General features: G+C 63.9%; 15 protein-coding genes. 2 read left to right on the forward strand and 13 right to left on the reverse strand.

Annotated elements, in window-relative coordinates:
- Positions 1-21: 21 nt before the first annotated feature.
- The 9 genes from GGR17_RS02445 to GGR17_RS02485 all read right to left on the reverse strand — a co-directional run bounded on the left by GGR17_RS02445 (position 22) and on the right by GGR17_RS02485 (position 10,267).
- Positions 22-861 carry an SIR2 family NAD-dependent protein deacylase gene (locus GGR17_RS02445; RefSeq protein ID WP_054538232.1) on the reverse strand — a complete coding sequence of 280 codons (840 nt, stop codon included), beginning with the start codon at positions 859-861 and terminating at the stop codon, positions 22-24.
- A gap of 3 nt (positions 862-864) precedes the next feature.
- Positions 865-1,080, reverse strand: coding sequence for a putative nitrogen fixation protein NifT (gene nifT, locus GGR17_RS02450; protein WP_037205987.1), 216 nt, complete (start codon positions 1,078-1,080; stop codon positions 865-867).
- Positions 1,077-1,358, reverse strand: a complete 282-nt coding sequence (locus tag GGR17_RS02455) for a nitrogen fixation protein NifZ (RefSeq protein ID WP_037205985.1) — start codon at positions 1,356-1,358, stop codon at positions 1,077-1,079. The genes nifT and GGR17_RS02455 overlap by 4 nt, the downstream gene beginning before the upstream one ends.
- Positions 1,345-2,115: a 4Fe4S-binding leucine-rich repeat protein gene (locus GGR17_RS02460; protein WP_054538231.1), complete on the reverse strand. Its 771-nt coding sequence runs from the start codon at positions 2,113-2,115 to the stop codon at positions 1,345-1,347. The genes GGR17_RS02455 and GGR17_RS02460 overlap by 14 nt, the downstream gene beginning before the upstream one ends.
- Positions 2,116-2,122: 7 nt before the next feature.
- Entirely contained in the window at positions 2,123-2,317 is a 195-nt protein-coding gene (locus GGR17_RS02465) for a 4Fe-4S binding protein (protein WP_037205978.1), read from the reverse strand.
- A 26-nt stretch (positions 2,318-2,343) separates the two neighbouring features.
- Positions 2,344-3,831 carry a nitrogenase cofactor biosynthesis protein NifB gene (nifB, locus tag GGR17_RS02470; RefSeq protein WP_054538230.1) on the reverse strand — a complete coding sequence of 496 codons (1,488 nt, stop codon included), beginning with the start codon at positions 3,829-3,831 and terminating at the stop codon, positions 2,344-2,346.
- 180 nt (positions 3,832-4,011) lie between these two features.
- Positions 4,012-5,724 (reverse strand): nif-specific transcriptional activator NifA, encoded by a 1,713-nt coding sequence (nifA, locus tag GGR17_RS02475; protein WP_054538229.1) that lies wholly within the window; start codon positions 5,722-5,724, stop codon positions 4,012-4,014.
- 271 nt (positions 5,725-5,995) lie between these two features.
- Positions 5,996-9,094 (reverse strand): efflux RND transporter permease subunit, encoded by a 3,099-nt coding sequence (locus GGR17_RS02480; RefSeq protein ID WP_054538228.1) that lies wholly within the window; start codon positions 9,092-9,094, stop codon positions 5,996-5,998.
- A 24-nt stretch (positions 9,095-9,118) separates the two neighbouring features.
- Entirely contained in the window at positions 9,119-10,267 is a 1,149-nt protein-coding gene (locus tag GGR17_RS02485; protein WP_054538227.1) for an efflux RND transporter periplasmic adaptor subunit, read from the reverse strand.
- 137 nt (positions 10,268-10,404) lie between these two features.
- Between GGR17_RS02485 and GGR17_RS02490 the strand changes: the two genes are divergently transcribed.
- Positions 10,405-11,046, forward strand: a complete 642-nt coding sequence (locus GGR17_RS02490; RefSeq protein WP_054538226.1) for a TetR/AcrR family transcriptional regulator — start codon at positions 10,405-10,407, stop codon at positions 11,044-11,046.
- A gap of 48 nt (positions 11,047-11,094) precedes the next feature.
- On the opposite strand, the gene GGR17_RS02495 is transcribed toward GGR17_RS02490, so the two are convergent.
- Positions 11,095-15,126, reverse strand: a complete 4,032-nt coding sequence (locus tag GGR17_RS02495) for an ExeM/NucH family extracellular endonuclease (protein WP_054538225.1) — start codon at positions 15,124-15,126, stop codon at positions 11,095-11,097.
- A 626-nt stretch (positions 15,127-15,752) separates the two neighbouring features.
- On the opposite strand from GGR17_RS02495, the gene GGR17_RS02500 reads away from it, so the two are divergent.
- Complete coding sequence (locus GGR17_RS02500) at positions 15,753-16,031, forward strand: hypothetical protein (RefSeq protein ID WP_144244542.1); 279 nt, start codon at positions 15,753-15,755, stop codon at positions 16,029-16,031.
- 19 nt (positions 16,032-16,050) lie between these two features.
- Here GGR17_RS02500 and GGR17_RS02505 read toward each other — a convergent pair whose 3' ends face one another.
- The 3 genes from GGR17_RS02505 to GGR17_RS02515 form a co-directional block, all read right to left on the reverse strand.
- On the reverse strand, positions 16,051-17,406 hold the full coding sequence (locus GGR17_RS02505) for an 8-oxoguanine deaminase (protein ID WP_054538223.1): 1,356 nt from the start codon (positions 17,404-17,406) through the stop codon (positions 16,051-16,053).
- 4 nt (positions 17,407-17,410) lie between these two features.
- On the reverse strand, positions 17,411-18,211 hold the full coding sequence (locus tag GGR17_RS02510) for an inositol monophosphatase family protein (RefSeq protein ID WP_157445513.1): 801 nt from the start codon (positions 18,209-18,211) through the stop codon (positions 17,411-17,413).
- A gap of 84 nt (positions 18,212-18,295) precedes the next feature.
- Complete coding sequence (locus tag GGR17_RS02515; RefSeq protein WP_037205956.1) at positions 18,296-18,667, reverse strand: helix-turn-helix domain-containing protein; 372 nt, start codon at positions 18,665-18,667, stop codon at positions 18,296-18,298.
- Positions 18,668-18,892 lie beyond the last annotated feature (225 nt).

The following is an 18,892-nucleotide window of genomic DNA, read 5'->3' on the forward strand; positions in this document are numbered from 1 at the left end:
TTCTTCCGCGCCCGCCGCTTATCAGGCCGGCGCCAGCGCCAGCACGTCGGCAACCGCCGACAGCGGCAGGTCGAGCCGGGTGATCTCCAGCTCGTCGAGAAAGCGTTGCTCCATCCGGGTCAGCGGCCCCTCGATCACCGCGACATGGTTGCCGCCGGAGCGTTTGACGATCTGCCGCGCGAAGATCCGCAGCATCTGGTCGTCGAACCGGCAGCCCAGAAACAGAAACCCGCGGCCGGTGCGCCGGGCGCGCACCTCTTCGGGGATCGGCGTCTGAATGTCGATCTCTGTCAGCACCTCGACATAATCGCTGTCGGACATCAGAAAGCTCGACCCCTTGCGCGCCAGCCCGTGCGGCTTGTAGATCAGCGACGGCCAGGCCGGGTCGGCGCCTTCGGGGCGCTCCTCGGCCGCCGAATTATAGGCCCGCGTCCAGATCTCGATCCATTCGCCATTGCGGCTGACGCCCTGAACCCAGCCCCAATCCTTCGACTGCGCGCCATAAGCGTTGATCAGCCCGTCGTCATACCATGCATCGACGACCATCGGGGGGCGCAGACCGGCCAGCCAGCCATGCACGGGGTTGTCGCCCGCCTGCCCCACCGCGAAGGCCCGTTCGACGATGTCGTTCAGGGTGGCGCGGAACTTGCGGCTCTCGACATATTGCGCCGCCGACCACAGATTGCCTGACGCCCGCTTGGGCACCCGCACCTCGGCCTCGACCAGCGCGCAAAGCGCATCGGGCGAGGTTGGCGCGGCGGTATCGGAAAGCGCCACGACCCCCGGGCCGAGATAGGGCACCATGCGCCCGGCTTCGACCTGTTCGATGGCCTCTTGCAGCGCTGTCATCTGATCGCTCATCGCTCAATCCTCTGCATTGGCCAGACGTCTGGCCTCTATCGTGATCGGAAGTTTCGGGGCTTCGTCGAAGGCCGGCAGTTCCAGCACCCATCCGTTCGACAGGCGCGCCCAGCCGCCCCAGAGGGCGGGGCTCTCGGTCTCGACGATCATTTCCTCAAGATCCTTCTTGGGCACGTAAACCTCGGTGCCCTTGGCGGTTTCGCGGATCATCACCTTCATGGCCGGGCCTCCGGGTTTTCCAGGTCGATCAGTTCGCGCCCGCGCATGCCGACGATCGAGTTGCGATCCACGAATTCAACCGCGTAGATATAGAACTGCTGAAGATAGACGCCGATATCGCGCACATAGCCGATATCGCCCTTTTTCACGACAACCTCGCCAATCTCCTTGCCCATCATGGTGCCGTCGTTGCGGATGTTCTTTTTCGACTGCACCTTGGCGCCGGGCATGTAGATGGGCGGCTTGTACACCTCGATCTCGCGGTCATCGGTCGACATCGTCAGGTACCTCTTTCAATTGCGCCAGACGTTCGGCGGCGGTTTCGCGGATCACATCCTCGGGGTCGTCCAGCAGGGCCCGTGCCAGATCGGGCGGGGCGCGTTCGGCCACGGTGTGGCGCACCCGAAGGTCATCGTCCCGGGCATAGGCGCCCAGCCGGGCGGCGGGCATCCGCGCCGCCGCCTCGCGCCGCACCAGCGGGTCGGGGTCGGTGACGAAATGCACCAGCCAGTTTTCGCCGATCCGCCGCGCGACGATGCGGCGGATCTCGGGGTCTTCGTCGCGCACCATGGTCGGCAGCATTCCCGGATCGGCCCGGCGCGTGGCGATCTGCCGGACATAGCTGTCGGGGTCCGACAGCATCGGCAGCAACTTTTCCAGCGGCAGACGATGCGCCACCGCGATCCGCACCCGCCGGTCGGGATCCTTGATGCGCCGGCGGGCATGGGTCACCGGCAGGCGCAGGATGGCCATCGCCCGCACCCCCGCATCGGCATCGTTCAGAAGCCGGGGCAGGCGAAACAGCGTGGCCACCCGCGCCGCGTTCATCCGGGTTTCGAAATAGGGCATGGTCAGGCACGCGTCGGCCAGGTCCGGGTTCAGCACGAAAAACCGCTCGATCCGCTTGGCATAGCGGTCATGCACACAGGCCCAGCCCTGCCCGCATTGCCCGAGATCCAGACGGCCGCGGAAACGGCAGGCCCCGCACTCAAGGGGCCTGCCCTCCCAGTCGACCGGTGCCGGACCTTCGGGCATCGCCGGATCAGGCCGGAACGCAGGTGTCGGGCACCGGGCAGACTTCGGCACATTGCGGCGAGTCATAGCTGCCTTCGCATTCGGTGCAGAGCGCCGGATCGATGACATAGGTGTCATTCTTGAACTTGATCGCCGCGTTGGGGCATTCGAACTCACAGGCGCCACAGACGGTGCATTGCGACACGATGATTTTCAGGCTCATGGGTAGTCTCCTTTTCAGTCGGCAGATCAGGCGCTGACGGCCTCTTCGGCCGGCAGGCCGTTGCGGGCGCGGAACACGGCCGAAACGGCGGTTTCGATATAGTCGAAGGCGTAATCGTCGATCGCCTCGATTCCGGCGGCCTCCAGCGCCTCGCGCGGGCAGTCGCCGATCTTGGCGCACAGGATCACCGGAACACCTTCCAGCGTGCGGATCACCTCATCCAGCTTGTCATCCTCGCCGTAGCCGCCGACGCAGTAATTGTCGGCGCGGCGGTGCGTGACGAAACGCACGCCATCGGCATCCACCTCGAAGACCTGGAATTCGGTCGCATGGCCGAAATGCTGGTTGATACGGCCGCCGCCCTTGGTGGCCACGGCCACCAGCATCGCCTTGGCGTCCTCGGCCACGGTCGCGGTGGTTTCACCCTTTGCCACTTCGGCGGCGGCGCGGCGATCCATCCGTTCACCGGCAACCCATTCCCGATAGGCCTCGCGTTTGGCGGGATCATAGCTCACCTCTTCGGGCACCAGATCCATGGTGAATTCCTGGCCGCGATCCTCGCCCAGCAGGCCGACGGCATCGGCGCGGCACTGGCGGCAATGGCGCATCAGGTTGGCGCCCCCGGCACAGGCATCCTGCAGTTCCTTCAGTTCGGCGGCGGTCGGGCCGCGCTGACCTTCCAGACCGAAGACCGTGCCATGCTCGGGGGCAGAGATCAGCGGCATGATGTTGTGCAGGAAGGCGCCCTTTTCCTTGACGACCTTGTTCACCTCCAGCAGGTGCTTGTCATTGATCCCGGGGATCATGACGGAATTGACCTTCACCAGAATCCCGCGCTCGGCCAGCAGGTCGAGGCTTTGCATCTGGCGTTCATGCAGGATCTTGCTGGCCTCGAGCCCGGTGTGGCGCTTGTGCTGATAGAAGATCCACGGATAGATCTTCGTGCCCACCTCCGGGTCGATCATGTTGATGGTCAGCGTCACATGGTCGATGTTCATCTCGAGCAGATCATCGACATGATCGGGCAGCGCCAAGCCATTGGTCGACAGGCAAAGCTTGATGTCGGGAAGCTGTTTGTAGACCAGATCGAAGGTCTCTTTGGTCTTGCGCCAGTCATAGGCGCTGTCGCCCGGCCCGGCGATGCCGAGCACCGAAAGCTGCGGCACCTCGTTGGCCACGGCGATCACCTTGCGCGCCGCCTGTTCGGGGTCCAGCCGCTCGGACACCACGCCGGGGCGGCTTTCGTTGGCGCAATCGTATTTGCGGTTACAATAGTTGCACTGGATGTTGCAGGCCGGGGCGACGGCCACATGCATACGGGCGAAATAGTGATGTGCCTCTTCCGAATAGCAGGGGTGATCCTTCACCTTCTCCCAGATTTCGGGGGCCATGTCCGAAGGGCCATCGGACGATCCGCAGGCGGAGCTTTCGCATCCCTTGTCTTCGATGGCTTTCGACAGGTCGTCGCGCGACGCGACCTTGAGACCATCGAGCGAGATAACATTGGCGGTCATGGGCTTGCTTCCTTTTCGATCCCTGTTCAGAGATTAAGGAAGCAAACAGAGTGCCAAGTATTAAGTCATTGAAATCGCCTGAACTTGCCGCGCGCCCTGTGCTGTCAGTGTCGCCCCCCCGACAGATGGTAGGGAACCCGACAATCACGCTCAGGCATCGCCGCCCCCGCGGAAAGCCGGTCAGAATTTGCGGATGTCGATATTGTGCTTCTTCAGCGCATACCCGATCTGGCGCGGGGTCATGCCCATCAGCCGCGCCGCCTTGGCCTGCACCCAGCCGGCCTGTTCCATCGCGGCGATCAGCTCGTCACGTTCTGTGTTGGCGGTCTTGCGGGGTTGGCCGGGGCAGTTCGACGGTGCCGTCGCCGGCGGCATCTGGTTGACGATCGGGCGCACCACCCGCCCGGCCGACAAGCCGCCGATCGGCGAGCTGTCGACGCTTTGCAGCCGCCACAGCTCGGCCGACAGGCAGGCATCCTGCTGGCAGGCCATATCCGACGCGGCAATCACCGGCCCCGCCGCCAGCGCCGCCACACGGCTGACGCAGTTTTCCAGCTCGCGCACATTTCCGGGGAACTTGCAGGCAAACAGCGTTTCGAACGCATCGTCGGCAAAGCTCAGGCTCAGGTTGTTCTCGCGGTTGAACCGATCCAGGAAATTCTGCGCCAGTTTCGGAATGTCGCCCGGCCGGTCGCGCAGCGGTGGCAGCATGATCGGAATGACGCAGATCCGGAAATAGAGATCGGCCCGGAAATCACCCTTGGCAACGGCATCCTCGAGGTCGCGGTTCGTCGCGGTGACGATCCGCACATCGACGCGCAGCGTCTTGGTGCCCCCCACCCTCTCGAACTCGCCCTCCTGCAACACGCGCAGCAGCTTGGCCTGAAACTCGTGGCTGATCTCACCGATTTCATCCAGGAACAGCGTGCCGCCATCGGCCAGTTCGAAACGCCCTTTCTTCTGCGCCATTGCGCCGGTGAAAGAGCCCTTTTCATGGCCAAACAGCTCCGTTTCCAGAAGCGTTTCGCTCAGCGCCGCGCAGTTGAGCTTGACGAAGGGCTTGTCCTTGCGCTCGCTCAGGGCATGAATGGCACGGGCGAACAGCTCTTTGCCGGTGCCGCTTTCGCCGCGCAGCAAAACCGGCGCGCTGGTCTTGGCGACCTTGCGGATCCGGGCGATGACGGTTTCGATTTCGGGGCTGTCGCCGATGATCCCGTCGATCGGGGTTGTCTGGCTGCCGGCGCCCGCCTGCGCAGCCTTCACCGCGTTGCGCGCCTCGTTCATGATCCGCGACCGGTCGCGCGCCACAAGCCGGCGGAACCGCAGCGACTGCTCGAACAAAGAGGCGATCATGGTCAGCACGCGCAGGTCGTTGTCCAGCGTGCTTGTCGAAGGCTCTTCGAGCGTCCGATAGACACAGAGCACACCCAGCACCAGCGGCGATTTCGCCTGCTCGCGGATCGGCACGGCGAACAGCGCCATCTTGTCACCGCGCGCATTGGGCGGAAGCGCGTCCGCGCCGAATTCCGCCACCACATCCTGCGAAACCATTGCCACGCCCGTGCGAAACACAAGCGCGGCCACGGCTTCGGGGATGGCCCCGCAGGATGGCGGCTGAAGCTCCGTCGTCAGGCTGGTCGCTGCGATCACATAGGGGTTGGACTTCGCGGAAGGATGGGCCGCGTCCGGATCGGCCAGCAGGGCAACCGCGCCATGCCTGAGCCCCATGAAAGACGACAGCACGTTCAGAACGGATGCCATCTGGCTGATGGGATCGGTTGCACCGGTCAGTATCTTAGCAGACTCATACACGACATCGAGCGATATACGCTCTGCGCCCGCCGCGCCCTGTTTCCTGGATTTCCTGGGTCGGTCTGCTGTGGCAATCTGCATTGCGGAACCCTCACAGCTTGAATTGATTCTACTTTAACGCGCCGCCGGGCACTGTCCATTTGCAGATTGCAAAGAAATGAAATGCGGGCGTTTCTGTCGCGGCTCGCCGCTACATCGCTGGCATTCTTGGCTCTCCGGTGCGGTGTAGCCGCATTTTTCGGCAGCCGCGATTCAGCTTTCGGAGGCCGGAAGCGGGCCAGGGCTCTGTGCCCGGCTCGGGCATTCAGGCAGGGTGTAGCGGGGCCGCCAGCGCACCGGCAGCCCCGAAATGTCAGGCGAGGTTGCGGAACAAGCGGCGCACCATCACAAAGAACAACGGCACGAACAGAACGCTCAGAACCGTTCCGGTGATCGTTCCGGAAAACACGCCGGCACCGATCGCATTACGCCCGCCGGCCCCCGCGCCGGTGCTGATCACCAGCGGGAAAACACCCAGCGAAAAGGCCATCGACGTCATGATGATCGGCCGGAAACGCTGCCGTGCGGCGGTTTTCACCGCCTCATAGAGCGACTCGCCGGCAGTCACCCGTTCCCTGGCGAATTCAACGATAAGGATTGCGTTCTTGCCGGTCAGACCGACCACGGTCAGCAGGCCGACCTGAAAGAAGACACCATTTTCAAACCCGCCCAGCTTGGCGCCGATAAGCGCGCCCAGCACGCCTGTGGGCATGGCCATCATGACCGCGAAGGGAATGGCCCAGCTTTCGTAAAGCGCCGCAAGGCACAGGAACACGGCAGCCAGCGACAGGGCGTAGAGCATCGGTGCCTGATTGCCGGATTCGCGTTCCTCCAGCGACAGCCCGGTCCAGGCAAGGGCAAAGCCGGGCGGAAGCTGCGTTGCAAGCCGTTCAATTTCCGCCATCGCCTCGCCGGTTGTCACACCCGCCGCCGGAGTGCCCTGGACCTGCATCGCGGGCACACCATTGTAGCGAGCAACACCTTGCGGCCCGAACTGCCAATCGCCTTCGGAGAAGTTGGAGAAGGGCACAAGGCCGCCGCTGTTGTTCCGGATCCACCAGCGTTCGATATCCGCCGGCGTTGCCCGCGCGTCGGCCTCGCCCTGAACGTAGACGCGCTTGATCCGGCCCTGATCGAGGAAATCGTTCACATACCGCCCGGCCCACGCAACCGACAGAAGATTGCCGACATCCGTGGCCGACAGCCCCATCGCCCCGGCCGCGCGCCAGTCGATGTTCAGGTTGAACTGCGCTGCATCCTCCAGCCCGTTGGGGCGGGCCGAGCCGATAAGCTCGCTTTGCGAGGCCATCCCGAGCAGCATGTTGCGGGCTTCCAGAAGCTGTTCATGGCTCTGGCCGTTACGCGCCTGCAGGTAGAAATCGAAGCCACTGACGTTGCCAAGCTCGGTCACCGCCGGTGGCACGATCGGAAAGACCCTTGCATCGCGGATTTGCTGGAAAGCCCCGGCGGCCCGGCCGGCAATCGCCTGAACGTTTTGCTCCGGGTCCTCCCGCTCGGACCAGTCCTTCAGCCGGATGAAGGCCAGCCCCATGTTCTGCCCCTGACCGGCGAAGCTGAAGCCGCCCACACCAAAGGTCGATTCCACAGAATCCCCTTCGGTATCGTGAAAATGCGCCTCGACCTGCTCGACAACGGCAACGGTCCTGTCGATGGTCGCGCCCGTGGGCCCCTGGATCAGGGTCAGAAGAATGCCCTGATCCTCATCCGGCAAAAAGCCCGTGGGCGTGTTCACATACAGCCAGCCCATCGCGACGATCACGCCGAGATAAAGTATCCCGATCCGGACCGGGCGCGTGATGATATAGCCGACGCTGGCGGCATACCCGCCGAGCAGCTTGTCAAAGCCCGTGTTGAACCAGCCGAACGGGCCGCGCTTGCCGTGATGGGCATCTTTCGGACGCAGCAGCGTGGCACACAGCGCCGGTGTCAGCGTCAGGGCGACCACGACAGACAGCGTCATGGCCGAGACGATGGTGATCGAGAACTGCTGATAGATCACCCCGGTCGACCCGCCGAAAAACGCCATCGGCACGAACACCGCCGACAGCACCAGCGCGATACCGATCAGCGCTCCGGTGATCTGGCCCATGGATTTATAGGTGGCCTCTTTCGGGCCCAGCCCCTCCTCCTCCATGATACGTTCCACGTTTTCCACCACGACGATGGCGTCATCCACCAGCAGGCCGATCGCCAGCACCATCGCCAGCATGGTCAGCGTGTTGATGGTGAACCCGGCGACGGCCAGGATACCGAACGTGCCAAGCAGCACGACGGGAACCGCCAGCGTCGGAATAAGCGTGGCGCGGAGGTTCTGCAGGAACAGCAGCATCACGAAGAACACCAGCACGATCGCCTCGAACAGCGTCTTGACCACTTCGTGGATCGAAATCTCGACAAAAGGCGTGGTGTCATAGGGGATCACATAGCTGACACCCTCGGGGAAGAACTCCGCGAATTCTTCGATCCGCTCCTTCACGCGCTCCGCGGTGTCGAGCGCGTTGGCGCCGGTGGCAAGCTGGATCGCCATGCCCGACGAAGGATTGCCGTTGAAGCGCGCGAGCGTGTTGTAGTTCTCGGCGCCGATCTCTACCCGCGCCACGTCTTTCACCAGCACAAGGCCGCCATCGGTCTCGGCCCGCAGCACGATCTGTTCAAAATCATCCGGAGTACTCAGCAACGATTGCGCCGTGATCGTCGCGTTCAGTTTCTGGCCTTCCACCGTCGGTAGCGTTCCGAACGCCCCCGCCGAAATCTGGGCGTTCTGCGACGCCACCGCCGCAACCACGTCCGACGGTGTCAGCTCGAACGCCGCCAGCTTGGACGGGTCCAGCCAGATCCGCATGGCATATTGCGCGCCGAACACCTGAACGCCGCCCACACCGTCGATCCGGCTGAACTCGTCCACGAGGTTGGTGTTCAGATAATCCGAAAGATCCACCTGTTCGAGCGTGCCATCGTCCGAAATCAGCGCGATGACCATCAAAAAGCTGGATGTGGCTTTCTGAACCGAGACACCCTGGCGCTGTACGGTTTCCGGCAATAGCGGCGTGGCCTGCGCAAGTTTGTTCTGAACCTGGACCTGCGCGATGTCCGGGTCCGTCCCGGTTTCGAAGGTCAGGGTGATCTGGGCGGTGCCGGCCGAGGTGGAACTGGAACTGATATAGCGCATGCCATCCAGCCCGGTCATCTGCTGTTCGATGACCTGCGTGACCGTGTTCGCCACCGTCTCGGCCGAGGCGCCGGGGTAGACGGCGCTGATCCGCACCGACGGCGGCGCGATCGGCGGATATTGCGAGATCGGCAGGCTGAAGATCGACAACGCGCCGATCCCCATGATGATGATCGAAATGACCCAAGCAAAAACCGGCCTGTCGATGAAGAAACGTGCCATAAGAGCGCTTTCTGTGGTTAGAGGTCAGTTCTCGGTCTGCGTTTGGGTCGGTTGCCGTTCTTCGGGAACAACGGTCATTCCCACGCCCACCATTTGCAACCCCTCCACGATAATCCGGTCGCCGTCTTCCAGCCCGGCGCTGACGATCCAGTCAGAGCCGATATTGCGCACCACCGTCAGGGTCCGCTCCTCGATGACATTCTGCTCGTTCACGACCAGCGCGATCGGGCGCCCGCGCCGGTCACGCGTCACGCCATCCTGCGGTGCCAGCACCGCATTGGCAATCACCCCCTGTGGCATTTCCACCTGAACATACATGCCCGGCAAAAGCAGCTCGTCCGGGTTGGGAAACTCCAGCCGCAGCACAACCACCCCGGTCTGTTCGTCCACGTGCGGCTCGGCGGCCGTAAGTTCCCCCGTGAATTCATAGGGTTCGCCGTCGGCCAGAGTCAGAACCACGGTGCGGTTGGCGTTGCCAAGCTCGGCCTGGGTTTCGCCCCGGCGCCAGCGGATCAGCTCGGCCGCCGATTGCGTCACGTCAACGTAAACCGGATCAAGCTGGCGGATCACCGCAAGCGCCCCGGCCTGCCCGGCGGTAACCAGCGCGCCGCGCGTAGTCAAAGAGCGCCCCACCTCGCCCGTCAGCGGCGCGCGGATGGTGGTGCGGTCAAGATCGATATTCGCCGCCAGAAGCTGCGCCTGCGCCACCTGCAAGGCGGCGGCGGCGGCATCGCGGATGGCATTCGCGTCATCAAGGTTCTGCTGGCTGACGACCCTGCGCTCCAGCAGTGCCTGCATCCGGTCGCTTTCCTTCTGGGCGGAGCTCAGCGTCGCTTCGGCCTGCGCGACGGCGGCGGTGGCCGCGGCCACCTGCGCCTCGTAGCTGGCCGGATCAATGCGATAAAGCTCGTCCCCCTGGGTAACGAAGCTGCCTTCCTCGAACAGGCGTTCGGTGATGATGCCCGCAACCTGCGGGCGCACCTCGGCAACGCCCGAAGCCACCACACGCCCCGGAAGAATCGAGGTCAGTGTGACATCCTGCTCGGCCAGCGTCACGACCGTGACCGGGGTCGGTGGCCGATCCTCCTGGCCCAGGGCGACGCCCGCCGGAATTCCCGACAGCAACGAGGCCGCAAGAACGATCGATTTAAGCGCTGAGCGGCTAGGCACCATGACGGACTCCTGAGACGGTTAAAAACGTTGATCGTCGCTGATATTAATGGCAATAAGAAAACCACTCGGTTTTGTAAAGCGCCGAGTTTTGCGCGCTCATAAAAACTTTGTGTGCGCTGATCAACATGGAAACGAGAATGAGCGCTTGCACAAAAGGCATCCGCCGCCCTGGCCGCCCCGTCCAGCTGGACCCCGAGGCGCGTGAGAAACTGATTCTGGACGCGGCAGAGCGGGTCATGGCCAGCCGCGGCATGGCCCGAAGCTCCATGTCCGCCATCGCCCGCGAAGCCGGAATGTCCAAACGCACGATCTACGACATATTCGGCAGCAAGGAAGAGCTGGTCACCGCTTGTGTCCGCCGCATTCGCCTGACCTTTGCCCAGCCTTTGTCAGAACAGCAAAAGCAGCTTCCGTTCGTGGAGCGGCTGCGGCTCATGCTCTCTCCGGCCTCCACTTACCTGTCCGGGGAAATGCCGAACGAACTGTTGCGCGTCATTATCTTCGAGGCGCTCAGGCAACCGCAGCTTGCCAAGGCGTTCCTCGAGGAAGGCCCGAAGGCGCTGCTCGCGACCATTCAGGTCGAGATTGACCGCGCCGTGGACAAGGGCGAAATCGGCCCCTGCGACAGCCGGGCCGTGGCCGCGCTCTTACGCGACATGGTGTACGAAAGCGTGATCGAGCGGCTGCTTGATCCGAACGGCTTCGTGCCGAACGACGCATACGTCACCGCGAGATTCGAACTTGCGCTTCAGGTCTTTCTCAAAGGTATCGCGAACTGACCGACCCACCGGCATGGGGGCCCGGCCCTTTGGCCGGACCCGCCCGCATCATCCGAACAGGAACGTGTCGGTCTCGAGCCGATAGAAATCGACCGCCGAAATTTCCAGCGCCAGATCGCCTGTCACCCCGAGCGTGACCTGATCGAAAGACGTGTTGCCCATCAGATCATAGGACACCGCGTCATTGGCAATGCTCAGCAGGGCCGTGTCGACGAGAACACCGCTGGAATAGAAGTCCAGCGCCACCTCGCCCGAGCCCTTCACATTGGCGAATTCGAACTCCACCTCCAGCGCGTCACCCAGGCCGCCGGCATCGGTCAGGCTGAAGGTTGCCGTCTCCTCCTGGTCGAGCGTCCGGCCGTCCTGCCGTTTCATCGGCCGGTCACCCAGCGCCGAGCGCACGCCGAGGCCGTCGCCGATCATCGCCAGCTTGACCGCACCAAGGTTGACGTCGGCCGCGTCGATCTGGATGCCGGGGGTCTGCAGGTCGATCGACTTCTGGACATAGCGCAGGCGCTGTTCATCCACCTCGACCCCGTCAACCGAATAGACCGCATAATCGCGTTTTCTGATCGACAGGAAGTCAATCCGCGCCAGCGCGGTCGGGTCATCCAGCGTCAGGCCCAGAACCAGCGGATCATGGTCGGATGCCGCGTAGAAATCGGCGTTATAGAAAGACACATCCGAATATTGCGAGGAATAGTTCAGCAGATCCGGTTCATCGGCGTTGATGTGCCATTCGGCGACGCCGGTGACATTGTCCAGAATATCGCCGCTGGCCAGACCGTAATCGAGCGTGCCGCGCTGCCCGTCGAAGACATAGCTATAGGCCTGATCGCCCGGGTAGGCGCTGGCCAGATCGGTGTAGCCGTCGCCGACGATGGTCTGAACCGGGTCCTCCATCGCATAGGCGTTCAGATCGCCCAGGATCACGATGTTCGACGGGTCGGAGGCGCCGGTCGGGTTGGTGGCCAGCCAGGCGGTCAGCTCGGCCGCTGCATCCGCGCGCACCTGGTTCCAGAAGCCCTGGCCGTCGCCGCTGTCATAGTTCGGATCGGCCAGCAGCGCGTCGATCAGCGTCTGCGAAACGCCGGCGCCGATCGCGTCGGACACAAGCGTGTCCAGACCGCTGGAGCCTTTGGACTTGAAGTGATCGGCCACCACCGTGACCTCGCTGCCATCGGCATCGACGAAGGTCGCCGCGATGCTGGGGCGGTTGCGCTGATAGTCGCCAACCGGGCTGGTACCGGTCTGCTGCTGGATCGTGTCCACCAGCGCATAGGTCGCAGCCGCCGAATCCTCGGCAAAGGTCAGAACCTGCGCGCCGACGGGCGCCACAACGGCGGTCTTGTAGATGATGCCGGTGGTGATCGCATCGGTCCCCACGAAGGGCACGCCCGGATCGACATAGCCGTAGACATTGGCGCCAAGCGCCGTGTTCAGCGCATCCACCAGCGCGGCGATGGCGCTGTCGGTGCCGAAGCCGTTATTCTCCAGCTCCTGCAGGCCGATGATGTCGGCGTCCAGCTCCACCAGCGCGGCGACGATCTTGTCGGTCTGGCGCACCAGATCGGCGGCCGTGGTGGCGCCGCGCGGGTCCAGATCGCCGTTGGGGCCGGTCAGCGAACCGTCATCCAGCGTGGTGAAGTAGTTCAGCACGTTGAAGCTGGCGACCGTCATCTCGCCGCCGACGACCGGCGCGGTGGCCGGGCGGGCGCCTTCGTTGGTGCTGTCCACCGTATCGAGCGGACCTTCGGACTGAATGCGGTAGACGCCGTAACGCTCATCCATCACGCCGATGACCGAGCTCACCTCGGCGCCAAGGCGCAGCGTCGGCCCGGCGGCGGTGATCGGGTCGCCCGCCGTCAGCGGGGTGCCGTCGCCGGAATCGATCAGCGTATAGGTGTCGGGGTTCTGCGCGGTCGAGCCGTCGTCGATGGTCAGGCGGCTGGTCAGGTTCGCTGTGGTCAGCGCGTCGATCTCGGCCTGCTGGGTGTTCGGATCGAGGATCTGGGTGGGCGTGGTCTGCACACCTTCGGAAACCTGAACCTCGCCATAGCGGTCGAGGTTGAAATTGGTGATCACGGTCAGCGGATCGGCGGACCCGGTGACCAGCTCCACCCGCATCCCCTCATAGGCTTCGAAATCCGGGCCCATGCCCAGGGTGATCATCGTGGCGGTCGGCAGGGCCACGCCGGTGGCCAGCACCTGGGTGTAAGACACGCTGGTGATTTCGGTCAGGTTGCTGAACTCGGCCACGGTGCCGGTCAGGCGCAGCTTGTCGCCCACGGCCACGGCGGCCCCCGGCGCGTAAACGAACACACCTTCCGAGGTGGCGGCGTCACCGTCGCTGTCGGCATCCTCTTCCTGGATGAAATAGCCGGTCACGCCGCTGGAGCCGGTGATCAGCCCGGTCACGACACCTTCGACCGTAACCTCCTGCCCGGTCATGGCCGAGGCCGCGCCCGCCCCCTGAATTTCGGAAATCAGGGTGATGGAGAAATCATTGTCGTCGATCGCGACGTTCAGATTGCCGACGGTCAGCCCGTTGTAATCGGTGTCGGCGCTGGCGACGGTGAAGGCCAGATCGCCCAGATGCGGCGCGGCCTCGTCGATCGCGTCGTCCACGGCCCGCACGGTCACGGTGGCCGGTGTCATGTCCGACAGGATCACATCGGCGCTGGCGGCGAATGTCACGCCATCGGCGCTGACCAGCGTCTGCGCGTCGGGCGCGGTGACGGTGACGGTCACCGGCGCGGCCGGGCTGGTGGCCAGTTCCAGTGTGAACGTGTCGGTGGTTTCGCCTTCCTCGGTCACGGCCAGCCCGTCGCCGGTGCGGGCGATGACGGCGGGGCTGACCGTGGCGCCCGAAGTGCCGACGACCTTGAAGTTATCCAGCGCGAAATCCTCATAGCCCGCATCGACGCTGAGCTCGAGCCGCAGGTCCAGCGTGCTGCCGGTACCGGCGATGCTGGCCAGAACGGCCGTCATGTCATTGGTCAGCGCGGTGCCGTCGCCGATGCCGTCGGCATCGGTATCCAGGCGGAAGATGCCGTTGTAGGGCCCGCTGGTAGAGCTGAAGTCGGCGCCCCGGAATTCCAGCACGGTCTGCTCGGCCCCGCCGTCGATCGCGGCGATGACGCGGATGTAATCGGCCGCGTCGATATTGCCGCTGTTTTCGAACAGTTCGGCGAACTCGCCCGAGAAGCTCAGGTTGCTCAGACCGGAAACATCAAGCCCGGTCCAACTCGCGGTGATCGGCAGGGCGGCACCTTCGCCGTCAAGGTCCTGCCCGGTCAGGAACGACCCGGTCGTGCCGGTGTAGCCCGTGAAATCCGCGCCCGGCTGCGGGTCGCCGCCGAAATCGCCGCCGCTGGCGCCATCGCTGATGCCGAAGTAATCGTAATAGCCATCCGAGAAGAAGGCGGTGCTGGTGGTAAAGCCGGTGGCGTCGTCGAAGGTTTCATCCAGAACGGTCACATCGGTCGAGGCGGCGGTGCCGCTGACGGTGATGTCGTCGATCGAGATATCTTCGTCACCCGCTTCGAGGTTTTCGAAGGTGACGCGCAGATCAAGCACGGAACCGGTTCCGGCAAGGGCCGCGATATAGTTGGTGAAGGTCGCGGTCAGCGCGGGGCCGTCGGCGGTACCGTCGAAATCGGCATCGAGGCCCGGTTCGGAATTGGTGAACCCGCCCGATGCGAATTGCAGCACCTTGGCATAGCCGCCACCGTCGACCTGCGCCTCGACATAGACCAGCGAATCCGCGTCCCAATCCTGATTGGTGCTGTCGTCATCCTCGGCAAAGAGGCCGGAAATCTCGATGCTGGAATAGCCCGCGATGTCGATCCCGCCGATCGACAGGCTGACGGTGCTGGCATAGGGCGCTTCGCCGTTGGTATCCATTACGGCAAAGTAATAGGCGCCGGAAAACCCGGTAACCGAGTAGAACGAGCCGATCGTGCTGCCATCAGTGCGGGTGAAGAAATCCCCGCTGCCATCGGTGAACTCGGGCACCGACGTGGTGTAGCGTGTCCCGTTCCCGTCCGTTTCGAAATCTTCGCGATAGATGATCGACATAGTGCCCCCGCTGATTCACCTGAAAACTCGCCGTCGCCGAGCGCGACGGGTGTCGCAAGTGATTGTAAGAATCCTGCGACACCGATCAAACTTTATGGCTCTGCGGCGCATTCACGCGCACAGGGCAACAATGCGCGCCCAGAAGCATTTTTTGTTTCCCGACGGGATACATAAAAAGACGAGCTTCTGATATTATTCATTGAAATCAAAGCGTTTCGCGCTTCTTCCGGCCACCGCCCCCGCAACAGACGATACGCCCGTTTCGGCGCAGCCCGTCTTGAGACCCTATGCGCAGGCCTTGTGAACTACGTTCAAACCAGAGCGAACCATGCTGCGCGCGCATCGGCGGGGGATGGCTGATCGGCGGCGCCTTGCGGCATGACCGTTGAAGGCGGACCGGGCCGTCCCTATCCTCGGACTCGCAACGGCGGCCGCACCCCGCCGCAACATGAAAGGACATCACACACCAGCGAACCGCGACGACCAATGCCCCGGATACGGGGCATGACAGAGAACTTCCGCAGGAGGAGGCGGAAACGATGTATGGAAAGTCATGGGGAACCGAAACAGAAATGCCCAGATGCGGCTCAATCACCAAATGGTCCGAACCGGACCGGACCGCTGAAATGATCACCCCGGCGGAAGAAGCCATGGCCCCGTTCCCGGCCGCCACGCTTCGGACACTCACCGACCTCGGCCTGAGCGATGCCGAGATCGCCCGCTACTTCAACCTTGAAACCCGAGAGATCATGGCGTTTCGCCTGGCTCTGGACAGGCGCAATGGCCCGGTGTCACACCGAATGCGCGGGATGACGGGCAGCGCCCGCAACCCGTTCCGGCGCCTGCCGCTTCAGAATATCGAGGGAAAAGGGAACGACGGCCCGCCGCCCTCTCTGACCGACTGAGCCGGGGGCACCGACGGCCTCACGATGGCATGAACGGCTTGTCGGCCAGTCGCGCCGCAAGCCTGTTCTGACGTTCCACCGCCAGCGGCAGATCGATCGTGCACATCTGCCCGTCGCGCACGATCTGGCGCCCTTCGACGAACAGATCCCGCACGCGGGTCGGCCCCGCCAGCAGCAGCGCGGCCTTGTCCCAGCTTCCGGCACTTTCCACCCCCGACACATCCCAGATGGCCACATCCGCCCGCTTGCCGATGCTCAACTGCCCGCAATCGGGCCGGCCCAGCACCTCTGCCCCGCCGCGCGTCGCAATCTCCAGCGCCTCGCACGCGCCCATCGCATCGGCGCCGCGTGACACCCGCTGCAGCAGCATCGCCAGACGCGCCTCCGCCGCCAGATTTCCACTGTCATTCGATGCCGATCCATCGACACCAAGCCCGACCCGGACGCCCGCGTCGCGCATCGCCCGCACCGGCGCAATGCCCGACCCCAGCCGGCAGTTGGAACAGGGGCAATGCGCCACGCCCGTGCCCGAACGCGCGAACAGGTCAATCTCGGCCCCGTCCAGCTTGACGCAATGGGCATGCCAGACGTCGTCGCCCGTCCAGCCCAGATCTTCGGCATATTGCCCGGGGCGGCAGCCGAAGCGGGCCTGCGAATAGGCGATATCCTCGTCATTCTCGGCCAGATGCGTGTGCAGCCGCACCCCCTTGTCGCGCGCCAGAAGCGCCGCATCGCGCATCAGCGCGCGGCTGACCGTGAAGGGCGAACAGGGCGCAATCCCGACCCGCACCATCGCGCCCTCGCGCGCGTCGTGGAAAGCGTCGATAAGGCGGATGCTGTCATCCAGAATGGCCGCCTCGTCCTCGACCAGACCATCCGGCGGCAACCCGCCCGCGCTTTCGCCGATGCTCATCGCGCCGCGTGTCGGATGAAACCGCAGCCCCACCTGCTGTGCCGCCGCGATCGTGTCATCCACCCGCGCGCCGTTGGGATGCAGATACATGTGGTCCGAACTCATGGTGCAGCCCGACAGCGCCAGTTCCGCCAGCCCGACAATGGCCGAGGCATGCACCTCTTCCGGGCCGAAGCGGCCCCAGATCGGGTACAGCGTCTTCAGCCAGCCGAACAGCAGCGCATCCTGCCCGCCGGGCACCGCCCGCGTCAGGGTCTGGAACAGATGGTGATGCGTATTCACAAGGCCGGGCGTGACGACACAGCCACGGGCCAGCACGATCTCGGCATCGCCGGGGGCCAGGCCCGGCCCGATCTCGGCCACCTGACCGCCGCGCAGGCGCAGATCGGCGCCCGAAAGCGCGCGGCGCTGATCGTCCATCGTCAGAATCGTATCGGCATCGCGGATCAGAACATGTGTCATCGGATCAGTCTTCGGCCTTCGAAAGTATGGCCAGAGCCGCGGCAAGCACGGTTTCATTCGCCGCCGCCACGACCCGCCCGCCCGCATGCGCCGGGCCGCCCCGCCAGTTGGTGACGATACCGCCCGCAGCCTCGATCACCGCGATCGGGGCGTGGATGTCATAGGGTTGCAGCCCGGCCTCGACCACCAGATCGATCTGCCCCAGCGCCAGCAGCGCATAGGCATAGCAATCCATCCCGTAGCGCGTCAGGCGCGTCTGTGCCGAAAGCGCGTGAAAGGCGCGCCCTTCGGCCTCGGTGCCCACTTCGGGAAAGGTGGTGAACAGGATCGCTTCCGACAGCGGGCGCGGCGCGCGGGTGGCCAGCGGGCGGCTGCCATGGGGGCTGTCCAGCCGCGCCTCGCCCAGCCCGCCGACAAAGCGCTCGCCCGTCCAGGGCTGGTCGATGATGCCGAACCGCGGGCCGTCCGCGTCGGAGGCGGCGATCAGCACCCCCCATGTGGGCGTGCCGGAAAGATAGGCGCGGGTGCCGTCGATCGGATCCAGCACCCAGGTCAGGCCGCTGGTTCCGGCGGTCGGCCCCATCTCTTCGCCCAGAACCGCGTCTTCGGGGCGGCGACGCGCCAGTTCGGCGCGCATCGCCCGTTCGGCGGCACGGTCGGCGACGGTGACGGGATCGAACCCGCCATCGGCCTTGTTTTCGATGTTCAGCCCGGCCCCGCGGAAATAGGCCAGCGTTTCGACACGCGCAACATCGGCCACGGCATGGGCCGTGGCGATCAGCGTGTCACGATTGATATCCTGCATCGAAGGTCCCGGCATTTCAGGCGGGTGATTTCCGCTCTGTTCCTGCGGCGGTACCCTGCCAATGCCTTGGGCGTCAACCCGATCTCACGCCGCGTCGCTGAGGACGCGGGCAAGTTCGAACAGGCGGCGGCGCTGATTTTCGGGGATCGCGTAGTAAGAGCGAACCAGTTCCAGCGCTTCCTTGTCGCTCAGAATGTCGGCGGGGGCTGTGCCCGCTTCGATGTCATCCGCGTGCTTTTGTCCCAGCCCTTCGAAGAAGAAGCTGACGGGAACCTCGAGCGCATCGGCGATATCCCAAAGCCGGGAGGCGCTGACACGGTTCATTCCCGTTTCGTATTTCTGAATCTGCTGGAATTTGATTCCAACACGTTCAGCAAGTTGCTGTTGGGTCATACCCACCATCCAGCGACGGTGGCGTATGCGTTTGCCGACATGAACGTCAACGGGGTGTTTCATGGTCGCACTCCTCTTTTGAGAAAAGTAAGCAATTATTGTGCCAAGTCCATACGGAACGCACGGCCAGCATCGAAACGCCGTTAAATCCCTGTTATTCAGTCACTTTAAATCCATCACCACGCAGATGCAGAAATTCGGCCCACTTATCCCGCCGGAAGTTTCGCAAAGATGGAATACTCCTTTGGCGTGTTTTTCATTTTGCAATGCACTTTGCAAAACCCTGAC

This window comes from Actibacterium naphthalenivorans (genome assembly GCF_014196965.1).
Classification (GTDB): Bacteria; Pseudomonadota; Alphaproteobacteria; order Rhodobacterales; family Rhodobacteraceae; genus Actibacterium_A; species Actibacterium_A naphthalenivorans.